This is a genomic window from Novosphingobium sp. PC22D (assembly GCF_002556635.1).
In the GTDB taxonomy this organism is placed as follows: domain Bacteria; phylum Pseudomonadota; class Alphaproteobacteria; order Sphingomonadales; family Sphingomonadaceae; genus Novosphingobium.
The window spans coordinates 1-9,920 of sequence record NZ_MWMO01000036.1; the positions used below are offsets into that span (position 1 = coordinate 1).

The following is a 9,920-nucleotide window of genomic DNA, read 5'->3' on the forward strand; positions in this document are numbered from 1 at the left end:
AACCTTGTGATTTCGATTACTTGGACTTCGATAAAACCCACGCTTTCCTGCGGGCTTCAGCGTTCTTCACCGGCGACGAGCTACAAAGTCGAGTGATTGAGGAGCAGATGGATGCCTTTGGAGAAGCGCGCGCATTGATTGGATAGCGCACTCCAGCATGAGAGCGGTACTATCGTGCTGTGCTGTTGACCTCCCCTCAGTCGCGACATCGATCAGGGACGCAAGCAGCCAGCTTTCATCGTCAGAGATCGTAATCGTGTCGCCGACCGAAATTGCACGTCCCAGATAACTCTCATAAAATGCCATAACGCTATCGATTGCGGGAACGATGAAGTCCGCATCGTGAGGGGCAAGGGCACGGAAGAGGCAAGGTTGCGGACAATGTCCATCGTCTCGAGCCTTCCGCCAGCACCTGATCGCTTCAAGTATGAGGATCCAGTGTGGAGTGGTGGCCGCTTGGCGCGACTGAGCTTGATCTGACACTCGTTGGTCCTTCCTGAATCCTCTAACATTTTCCCTTACGAACCAGGTTGGACAATTAGACCTTTGCGAAAACCAAGGGCGGTAAGAACCTTCCCAGGGTCCCTTGCATCTCGATAAATTAGCGGTCGCAGATTTCGTCACTCAAGATGGTATTTCGCCATCCGAAGGTCGAACCGATCCACGTCCATCACCTTCGCCCAGGCTTTCACGAAATCACGGACGAATTTTTCAAGGTGGTTGTCCTCAGCATAGACCTCGGCAACGGCACGCAGTTGCGAATTCCCGCCGAAAACTAGATCCGTGCGCGTAGCACGCCATTTTTCTTCGCCGCTCTTGCGATCCTTGCCGACATATTCCTCATCGCCGCTTTCCTCGACGACTTCCCAGACCGTGCCCATGTCGAGCAGATTCACGAAGAAGTCGTTCGACAGAACGCCTGGACGGCTGGTCAGAACGCCAATCCTGTTCCCATGGTGAGCATGGTGACTGACCGCCCCTAGCGCTCTCATGCCGCCAACCAGCACGGTCATCTCAGGAATAGAAAGACCTAATAGATCCGCCCTGTCTATCAGCAGTTCCTCAGTCTTTACCGAGGCCTTTGTCATCAGGTAGTTTCGGAATCCATCGGCAAATGGTTCGAGCGGTTCGAAGCTCTCAGCGTCAGTCTGCTCGTCAGTCGCATCGCCGCGACCGGTGGTAACATCAACCGAAATCTCGAACCCGCCGGCCCTAGCCGCCTTCTCAATTGCCGCAACACCGGCCAGAACGATGGCATCAGCCATCGACAAGTTACCGCGGATTTCCTCAAGCTTGGACAGAACTTTCGTCAGTTCCTGGGGATCATTGACGGCCCAATCCTTCTGTGGAGCAAGACGGATGCGTGCGCCGTTGGCACCACCGCGATGATCGGAATTTCGGTAAGTCGACGCCGAAGCCCAAGCCGCCTTGACGAGTTCAGCAACGGTGAAGCCGCTGTCGAGCACCTTCGCCTTGAAATTGGCGACAGTATCGGCCGACGGGGGCGTGCCTTTAGGTACGGGATCCTGCCAGATTAGATCCTCTTCGGGGACTTCCGGACCCAGATAACGCGCCTTGGGCCCCATGTCGCGATGGGTCAGCTTAAACCAGGCACGGGCAAAGGCATCTTTAAACGCCTCATGATCGCTCATGAACTTTTCGGACACCTGTCGGAAGCCAGGATCGAGCTTCATCGCCATATCGGCGGTGGTCATGATCGTTGGCACCTTCTTCGAGGGGTCGCGCGCATCGGGAGCAAGATCATCCGGCTCTGGATTGATCGGGGTCCATTGCCATGCTCCGGCCGGCGATTTCACCAATTCATATTCGTATTTGAACAACAGGCGAAAATAGTTTTTCGACCATTCGAACGGCGTGTTGGTCCAAGCGCCCTCGATCCCGGAGGTCGTGATATGGCCTTGTGCAATCTGTTCGGGATCCGTCGTCCATCCAAGACCCATGAAATGCAGATCCTGCCCCTCCGGTGCCGGGCTGAGCTGGTCTGGCGGTACCGCGCCATGGCATTTACCAAAAGTGTGACCGCCAGCAGTCAAAGCAACGGTTTCCGCGTCGTTCATCGCCATCCTGCTAAAGGTTTCGCGAATGTCGCGCGCCATGCCCTCCATATCGTGGGGATCGCCGCCAGGACCTTCCGGATTGACGTAAATCAGGCCCATCTGAATCGCCGCGAGCGGATTCTCGAGCGCCTTGCCCTCATCTGGAATTATGCGTGTCTCGACTCCCTCGTTGACCCACTTTTCTTCCGTTCCCCAATAGATTAGTGGCGGAGCGTAGACATCCTTGCGTCCACCGCCGAAGCCGAACGTCGGCCCACCCATGCTTTCGATTGCGACATTGCCGGCGAGAATGAACAGGTCGGCCCAGCTGATATTGGGTCCGAATTTCTTCTTTATCGGCCACAGCAGGCGACGCGCCTTGTCGAGATTGCCATTGTCAGGCCAGCTGTTGAGCGGAGCGAAACGTTGATCGCCCATGCTAGCCCCGCCGCGCCCGTCGCCCGTGCGATAGGTGCCTGCGGCATGCCATGCCATGCGAATAAAGAAGGGGCCATAGTGGCCGTAATCGGCGGGCCACCAGTCCTGACTATCGGTCATCAGCGCATGCAAATCTTGCTTCAGGGCCCGATAGTCGAGAGCGTTGAACGCCTCGCAATAGTCGAAATCTTCGCCCATCGGATCGGGCGACACACCGTTCTGGGTAAGGATTTCAAGTTGAAGCGCGTCTGGCCACCAGTCGCGATTGGTGCGACCAAGCAGGCTGTGCATGCCGCCATGGCCATCGAATGGACAACCGCCTTCTATCGAACCTGCTTTGGCGTCCATAAAATCTTCTCCTTGCGACCGCTCCAGCTATTTTTTGCTTGCGGCGTTATATGAATGACTGCCTGCCGACCGCTTCAATGATCGCCAGACTCGGCGCAAACTCCGACGAGACTTTAGGGCGGTGATCTCGGGCCACTCTGATCTATCTCAGGGCACGTGACGGCCTTAAACTCCGGGAATGGTGTCACCCGCAGCGAAGAGCACCAAGATGACGACACTCTCAGAGATCGAATTGGGCACATAGGGGCAGCAGGGTAACGCCATGTGACTTGTGTCCCCCTATGTGCTATCCCGCAAATCGTGATCACCGATACGGGTAGATGAATGAACTTTGTGCCTTGCGATGAATGTGCTCTGCGGCGGCTTGCCCGCTTCAAGCGGTTTTCGGCACCAGAACTCGCCTATGTTAAAGCACTCAAGAGTGGGCAGATCGAATTGCCCGCTCGTCAGACGATTATCGAGCCCGGCGCTTACGATGACCGTCTCTACACGCTCTATTCGGGTTGGGCGTTCCGGTATCGCCTGACGTCTGGAGGGCAACGGCAGATCATCGAAGTGCTGCTGCCGGGCAGCTTGATCGGCCTCCAGCAACTCATGCTTGGCCATTCGGATAGCGGCGTCGAAAGTCTTACGCCAGTCACACTGTGCGTCCTCTCCGGGCGTACGCTTAAACAGCTTTTTGTCCAGTTTGGAGACCTTTCGGACGCAATGGTCTTGGCACTGATGGAAGACCAGCGTCGCGGGGACACGAGACTCGCACTGGTATCCCGTCTTCCTGCCCCCGCCCGCCTCGCGTATTTCCTGCTCGAGTTGTTTGATCGGTTGGTCGCGCTCGACATGGTCAAAGGCGATTGGTGTTACTTTCCGCTTCAACGACGCCACATCGCCGACTTGCTCGGGCTTTCTGACACGCATGTGAGCCGATCGATGAAGGAGTTGCGACAACGGCGCCTTGCTTCGATTGACTCGAGCTCTTTGAGCATATTGGATCGCCGGCAGATGACTACATTTTCGGGCTACATGATTCCCGAGAAACATGCACCGCGTTTGCTCTTGTAGCATGTTACGGTCGATCCAAGACTAATCAGTCCAACCAGGGGTCTGGCTGGATGCGGGCGAGTGGCAAATCGTCTAACGTCTTTTTCAGCTCGATCTCGTGCACATGGACGTTCCGCGCGCCGTTTCTCCGCATAATTGCTTGAGCACGCTCCTCAGCCTCTGCCGCCCTAGCACGAACAAAAACGACAAGGCCTCCACGCCAAAGATCGCGTTCCAATGTCTCTGGATCCATACCCTTGGTGAGTATCTTCCGAACGGCATTTGCCAAGGCCGCGCCCAGTAAACCTCCGCCCGTGCTTGCAGCAACCACAGCCGCTAAAGCGCCACCGGACGCCACAACGGGGGCACCAACCGCCAAAGCTGAAACTGTAATAAGCGTACCAAAGACGAGGCCCGTAACGGACATTTCCTCGTCATCGGTAACAAGCTTTCGACGCGGAAGGTCTGGAATTTCTGACAGAACTGCTGGATCGGGATAAATGGTCGGCAGTTGCTGGCGGATCGTATCCCAACTCGCCATCAGATCGATGTCACTTCTATCGAAGCCAGCGGTTGTCAGCTCGGAAACCATGCTTTCCAGAAGACTGTGATTGAAAACAGTTCCAACGACCTCGCGTACACGGACTTTTCCTATCGCTTGATCGTTTTCTCCCGAGGGAGGATCTGAATGGAGACCGGAATCATCAGAAGATCGGTCTTTTTCGCCTTTGTTAGACATCACGCTGCTGTTCCGACTTTGATATGGTTCGTGACCTTCGTTACGCCCGGTGCAGACCAAGCGCTTCTTTCGGCTTCCCAGCGCTCTGCCCAGGAGTTCACTTCCCCGCTCAACACAACTTCGCTTCCGTCGGTCTCAACCTTGATTCGCTTGGCTTCGACCTGCGCGCTGCGCGTCAGGGCGCTCTCGATCTTTTCCCTGATCTCGTATGCTTGCGCTTTGGGCTTCAAGGTAACGAGATTGACGAGATTCTTGAGTCCCTCGGTGGGGCGCACAACGTCTTCCGCAGCTTCGCGCTGAAAGTTCCATTCAACTGTGCCCTCAATGGTGACGACTCCTTCCCGGACCACAATCTTCAAGTTGTCGGCCAAGTCCGGAAGCGCCGATCTGATCGCACTTATCGCTGCTCTCGCAATTTCCGGGTCGGTTTTCTCGTCTTGAATACGGAGTTTGACCGTTATGTCATTCGCTATCGCACTGACGCCCTTCACACGCTTTGCCGCACGTTCAGCCCTGTTCCGGTCTGAATAGGAATGTGTGAAGCCATCTAGCGTGACGACCCCATCCTTCACCGACACGAGGATGTCGTGCTGGAATTCAAAACTGGGGTCCCAATTGATTTCTGCTTCGACATCCTGTCGGACCTCCGCGTCCGGTCTCACAGCGCACTCCATCTCATTTTTGACCGGATATCTTATGTGCAGCCTTGGCCGAGCCGGCCCTGACATACCTCAGTTTGGCAAATTTCCTTCTCAGATAGAGTGGCAGGACTGACGAGATCCGACACGGCCCCGAGTTTGCATCACGAGCAAGATCGGCTGCCTGAGAACTCGCAAGAATATCATTTTTGTGGAGTAATTATGGAGCCTCGTATCAACGACCTGATCGCTAATTGTGCTCCCCCAATGGTGGACGCACTGCGAGCGCGAAGTGTGGCGCATGACTTGCGCAATGTCCTTGCCATTTTCTCGGCCGGCATCAGCCTTCTTGAGCGCTCACACGGCCCTACCGCGCGATCATTGCGAATTTTCGATGGCTTACGCGATGCGGTCTCTCACGGAAATTCACTGGTCAGTGAAATTCTTGGTAGTCCAAGGACGGCAGTGGATCGAAGGGAGAAGATTGGGCCTTGCACCTTTCTCTCAAACCTCGAGGCACTAATCGCCGGTGCGCTTCCGAGTGGAATTGAATGTGAACTTGAATGCGGGGGTTCAGTTTGGCCGGTCGAGGTCGATCCAACCAGTCTGAAATCGACCATGCTAAACCTGGTCGTGAATGCTGCTGAAGCGATGCCGGAAGGCGGGGTGATCAGAATCACAGCGAAGAATACGGAATCGGATGAGAGTGTCCATCATGGGTTGTCGGGAAACTTCGTAAAGCTCGAAGTCAGAGATGACGGAGAGGGCATCCCAGCTGAGTTATTGAAGCATGTGCTCGAACCGTGTTTTACCACCAAGTCTGAAACTGGCGGGACGGGGCTCGGCCTTACTCAGGTCCAAAGATTTGTCGCTGAATCCAATGGGCATTTCGCCGTTGAAACCCATGAGGGAACAGGAACGACCATGATCATTTATCTTCCGGCAGCGGATGTTGCAGGAACGACAGGCGGCTGCCGCCCCGCCGGCAGCACACAATCCTTTTGATGATGGAGTAGCAAGTTCCAATGGCCAGCACGCAGAATGATCCCCCGAACGGCACTGATCCTCGGCCAGATGTAAAGCCCTCTGGGAGTCGTAAGAACAAGCAGCCAGAGATTCCCAACTCTCAAGGGATCGATCCGGTGGATGAGGCCGGCAAGGAGTCATTTCCCGCTAGTGATCCACCAAGCTGGGTGGCGGGGCGAGATTCTCGAGCCTAAGGGTGAACTGCCGCCCACTGTCTGATGCAGCGTCGGTGAGCGGCAGAACTCACATAAGTTGGAAGATGCTATTTGGCGTTGATCGGAATGTGCCGTGTAGTTTCGATCGCTTCGGCCGATCTTGGTATTTTCAACGTCAGAACGCCGTTTTCGAAGCTTGCCGACGCCTTGTCTGCCTCGGTGCCGGCCGGCAGGGTGATGCGCCGCTCAAAAAGACCGTAGCTTCGCTCGGAATACCCTTTATCCTTCTCCTCAACCGAAGACTTCTTCTCGCCCCGGATAGTAAGCAGCTGGTTCTCGAGAGTGATTTCTACGTCGTCCTCATGCACTCCAGGTAGCTCAGCAGAAATCTGAATTTCCTTATCGTCCTCGGATATCTCGAGCTTTGGAAAGTCCGCATAGCGCGTCAACTGCTCAAGAGCCGGCCCACGATAGCCGGGAAAAAGATCGTCAAAGAGTCGATTCATTTCACGATAAAGCGAACGAACCGGGTCGTTTGACTGATCCTGTGCGACTACAGAGTTGTTGTTGCCTGGTCGTCCCCAGGGCATCAGATCACGCATGGCCACTGCCTTTCTCCTCAGGATTGCTCATCACTCCGCCGCCCGAGCAAATGCCGATGCAAGGGTTGCGCGTCATGGCATCGCGGTGATTGCGGGCTCCCGCTCTGATCTATCTCAGCTCGAGGCGTGACGATTTATCGTAAGGTCTGAGCGTAACCTTTGTGACGCGATATGCCCCTTGAAGTCGTCTTTGCGGCAACTAGCTAATTATTGGCTGGGTGCCGTATGGGCCCAGTGGGATCAGAGGGCATCGGCTCCCTCCGGTGCCTCTCATGTCCGAATTGCTCACAGGAGGATTTGGTTATGAGATTAGACAAAACTACGAGTGCGAGGCCTTTCCGGTACCCCTCTGCTGAACCGGAGATCATCAAAGGTCCTGGTCGCGTCACGGGCCCTTCGTTTCCCCCTTTCAACATTGAGCGGCTTGGTGCCGACTCCTACAGGGTCACTCTTGCCCTGGCAGGCTTCCGTCCGACCGATGTCGAAGTCGTAAAGCAAGGCAATCTGCTAACAGTCAGGGGCAGCAGTGACGCCGATGGGAAAGACAGGGAAGGTTTTCTTCACCGCGGCATCATTACGCCGCCGTTCGTCCGACAGTTCGAACTCGCAGACTTCATGGAGGTTTTGTCCGCAGACATGCGTGACGGCCTTCTCGTGATCGAACTGAAGCGCGAGATCCCCGACGCACTGCGTCCGCGACGCATTGAAGTCCGCTCTGAACCGGCGACTGGTGCTGGGGGCCAGGGGCACTCGCCAAGCTGAAGAACTCTCCATGACTGGTGCGCATGCTGCTTCGCAGCTGCGTATCCGATGACCTTGAGGAGGAAAGTAAAATGGCTGTGGCACAATCAAAACCTGCTTCAAAACTGACTTACACGCCGACTTCTCCAGAGTTCGGGAGTATGTTGGAGACAGCTGTCGGTGTCCTGGGCAACGATAATGAAGAGCCCATGCATATCGGTACAAAGCCCGACGAAGACCCAGCTTGGCTGCGGCACAAAAGTTCGATCCCCGATGGAGCATCGGCGATCATCGAGCCTTACCCGGAATTGGTGACTCAGCACGGCGGGCGCGCGCGAAAGAACGAGTGGCGCTTGCGATTCGAGCCGAGGGAAGAACCGTTCGTCGACTGGCTAATGGGCTGGACAGGCGGGAGGGATCCATTGATCCACGTCGATCTGCGCTTTCCCGATAAGGAGTCCGCACGAGATTATTGTGAAAGGAGAGGCATCAAATATCGCGTACACGAACGCCCCAAGACTCGACCTAAGCCGGTAGCGCGACAGGCATTCCAGATGGAGTCGGCGCTGGCACCTTGTTGCTCGCCTACCGGTCCCCATGCGCTGTGCTGCGGCAAGTTCCCGTGCATAGACGTTCAAGGCTCTGACGATGGCGCGCAACGGCAGCACGAAAGCGCTCGGTCCGGCTCTCCAGCAAAGTCCAGATCCTCGTGAGCATTGGATCGCAAGGGGCTTAGTGTGAGATGGCCGAGGCAGATATCCTGGTATGGCTTGGCACGAGCGTGGCGGGCACTCCGCTGTGGGCGTGGAGTCTTTTCGTCACGCTCGTGCTTGGTTTGCTAGCGCTCGATCTTGGTGTCTTCCACCGCGGCCAACGTGTCATAGGCCTACGCGAGAGCCTAGCGAGCAGCCTGTTCTATATAGCTGCGGCACTGTGTTTTTGCGGCTGGATATGGTTTTCGTTTGGTTCGCAGGCCGGCTTGAGCTTCCTGACCGCATATGTCCTTGAGAAGAGTCTTTCCCTCGACAACATCTTCGTTTTCTCACTGATCTTTGGATACTTCACGATACCCGCCACGCTTCAGCACAGGGTCTTGTTTTGGGGTATTCTGGGCGTCCTGGTTTTGCGGGCGCTCCTCATTGCCGCGGGCACCGCCTTGGTGCGGGAGTTCTCATGGCTGCTAACGGTATTCGGCATCCTCCTGATTGGGGCTGCTGTCCAAATGTTTAGGCATGACGAGAGAAAGTTTTCGTTCAGCCAGACGAGGATTGTAGACAATTTTCGTCGCTGGTTCCGAGTCACGGACCAGTTGCATGGCCGCGCGTTTTTTGTACGGTTGACTGACGACTCTGTGCCTTCAGGACACCGCTGGTTCGCAACGCCTCTATTCTTGGCCCTTTTGTTGGTTGAGTTTGCGGATGTCATATTTGCCTTTGAAAGCGTTCCTGCCGTATTGTCTATTACACAAGAACCATATTTGGTTTATACATCAAATATATTTGCTATCCTTGGCCTGCGTGCAATGTATTTCGCGATATCTTCCGGGATAGAAAAGCTACAATACCTGAAGCACACGCTGGCCCTGATCTTGATGTTCATCGGTGGCAAGATCCTGTATCAGGACTTTGGTGGGCATGTAGAGCCGCTGATTTCACTGAGCGTGACGTTGTTTCTCCTGATCGGCGGAATTGTGTATTCCTGGTGGCGAATGCGAGAGGCTGGCAAAGCTGGCTCGGCGCAGCAGGAAAAGGCGAGTAGTGAAACGCTCGTCTAAGACCTTGAAAATGGTACCCGCGACCTAGTCGATCGCGGGTATCATCCTGCTCACGGCTTGATAGTAATCTTGTTTTGGACGCTCGTCACACCGGGCGCGGCCCAGGCAGAGCGCTCGGCTTCCTGACGCTCTGCCCATGAGCGTACCGAGCCCTTTAGGGTGACCTTCCCGCCATCGGTTTCGACAATTACGCCTTCGGCGTCGATCTGCGCACTTCGCACCAGCGCATCTTGGATCTTTTTCTTCACTTCGACGGGGCTGACCCGCGGCTTAACTACGATGACGTTAGAGGTGGTGCCGGTTTCTTGGACAGGATGCTAAGCTACTCCCGAGCTGATGGATTGGTACGGGAATGAAGACGACG

At 55.5% G+C, this 9,920-nt stretch carries 10 protein-coding genes; 5 read left to right on the plus strand and 5 right to left on the minus strand.

Translation table 11 applies throughout. From position 1 onward, the window contains the following. Nucleotides 1-620: 620 nt before the first annotated feature. Nucleotides 621-2,843: a catalase/peroxidase HPI gene (gene katG / locus B2G71_RS23340; RefSeq protein WP_098109057.1), complete on the minus strand. Its 2,223-nt coding sequence runs from the start codon at nt 2,841-2,843 to the stop codon at nt 621-623. 324 nt (nt 2,844-3,167) lie between these two features. Between katG and B2G71_RS23345 the strand changes: the two genes are divergently transcribed. Then, a complete protein-coding gene (locus B2G71_RS23345) occupies nt 3,168-3,902 on the plus strand; it encodes a Crp/Fnr family transcriptional regulator (RefSeq protein WP_098109058.1) in 735 nt (244 codons plus the stop codon). 25 nt (nt 3,903-3,927) lie between these two features. Here B2G71_RS23345 and B2G71_RS23350 read toward each other — a convergent pair whose 3' ends face one another. Both B2G71_RS23350 and B2G71_RS23355 read right to left on the minus strand, forming a co-directional pair. Next, complete coding sequence (locus tag B2G71_RS23350; protein WP_240530330.1) at nt 3,928-4,620, minus strand: hypothetical protein; 693 nt, start codon at nt 4,618-4,620, stop codon at nt 3,928-3,930. Next, on the minus strand, nt 4,620-5,282 hold the full coding sequence (locus B2G71_RS23355; protein ID WP_098109065.1) for a BON domain-containing protein: 663 nt from the start codon (nt 5,280-5,282) through the stop codon (nt 4,620-4,622). Before B2G71_RS23355 ends, B2G71_RS23350 begins: the two co-directional genes overlap by 1 nt. 198 nt (nt 5,283-5,480) lie before the next feature. Here B2G71_RS23355 and B2G71_RS23360 point away from each other — a divergent pair, with 198 nt between their 5' ends. Next, nucleotides 5,481-6,263: an ATP-binding protein gene (locus B2G71_RS23360; protein WP_098109059.1), complete on the plus strand. Its 783-nt coding sequence runs from the start codon at nt 5,481-5,483 to the stop codon at nt 6,261-6,263. A gap of 283 nt (nt 6,264-6,546) precedes the next feature. Here B2G71_RS23360 and B2G71_RS23365 read toward each other — a convergent pair whose 3' ends face one another. Then, nucleotides 6,547-7,041 carry an Hsp20/alpha crystallin family protein gene (locus tag B2G71_RS23365; RefSeq protein WP_240530331.1) on the minus strand — a complete coding sequence of 165 codons (495 nt, stop codon included), beginning with the start codon at nt 7,039-7,041 and terminating at the stop codon, nt 6,547-6,549. A gap of 303 nt (nt 7,042-7,344) precedes the next feature. Between B2G71_RS23365 and B2G71_RS23370 the strand changes: the two genes are divergently transcribed. The 3 genes from B2G71_RS23370 to B2G71_RS23380 are packed head-to-tail and all read left to right on the plus strand — an operon-like array spanning nt 7,345 to nt 9,556. Continuing rightward, nucleotides 7,345-7,803, plus strand: coding sequence for an Hsp20 family protein (locus B2G71_RS23370; RefSeq protein ID WP_098109061.1), 459 nt, complete (start codon nt 7,345-7,347; stop codon nt 7,801-7,803). A gap of 23 nt (nt 7,804-7,826) precedes the next feature. Further along, nucleotides 7,827-8,495, plus strand: a complete 669-nt coding sequence (locus B2G71_RS23375; protein ID WP_098109062.1) for an NADH dehydrogenase ubiquinone Fe-S protein 4 — start codon at nt 7,827-7,829, stop codon at nt 8,493-8,495. Between the two features lie 29 nt (nt 8,496-8,524). Further along, the gene (locus B2G71_RS23380; RefSeq protein WP_098109063.1) at nt 8,525-9,556 is read left to right on the plus strand and encodes a TerC/Alx family metal homeostasis membrane protein; all 1,032 of its coding nucleotides are present in this window, start codon (nt 8,525-8,527) and stop codon (nt 9,554-9,556) included. A gap of 50 nt (nt 9,557-9,606) precedes the next feature. Here B2G71_RS23380 and B2G71_RS23385 read toward each other — a convergent pair whose 3' ends face one another. Then, nucleotides 9,607-9,804 (minus strand): BON domain-containing protein, encoded by a 198-nt coding sequence (locus B2G71_RS23385; RefSeq protein ID WP_240530332.1) that lies wholly within the window; start codon nt 9,802-9,804, stop codon nt 9,607-9,609. Nucleotides 9,805-9,920 lie beyond the last annotated feature (116 nt).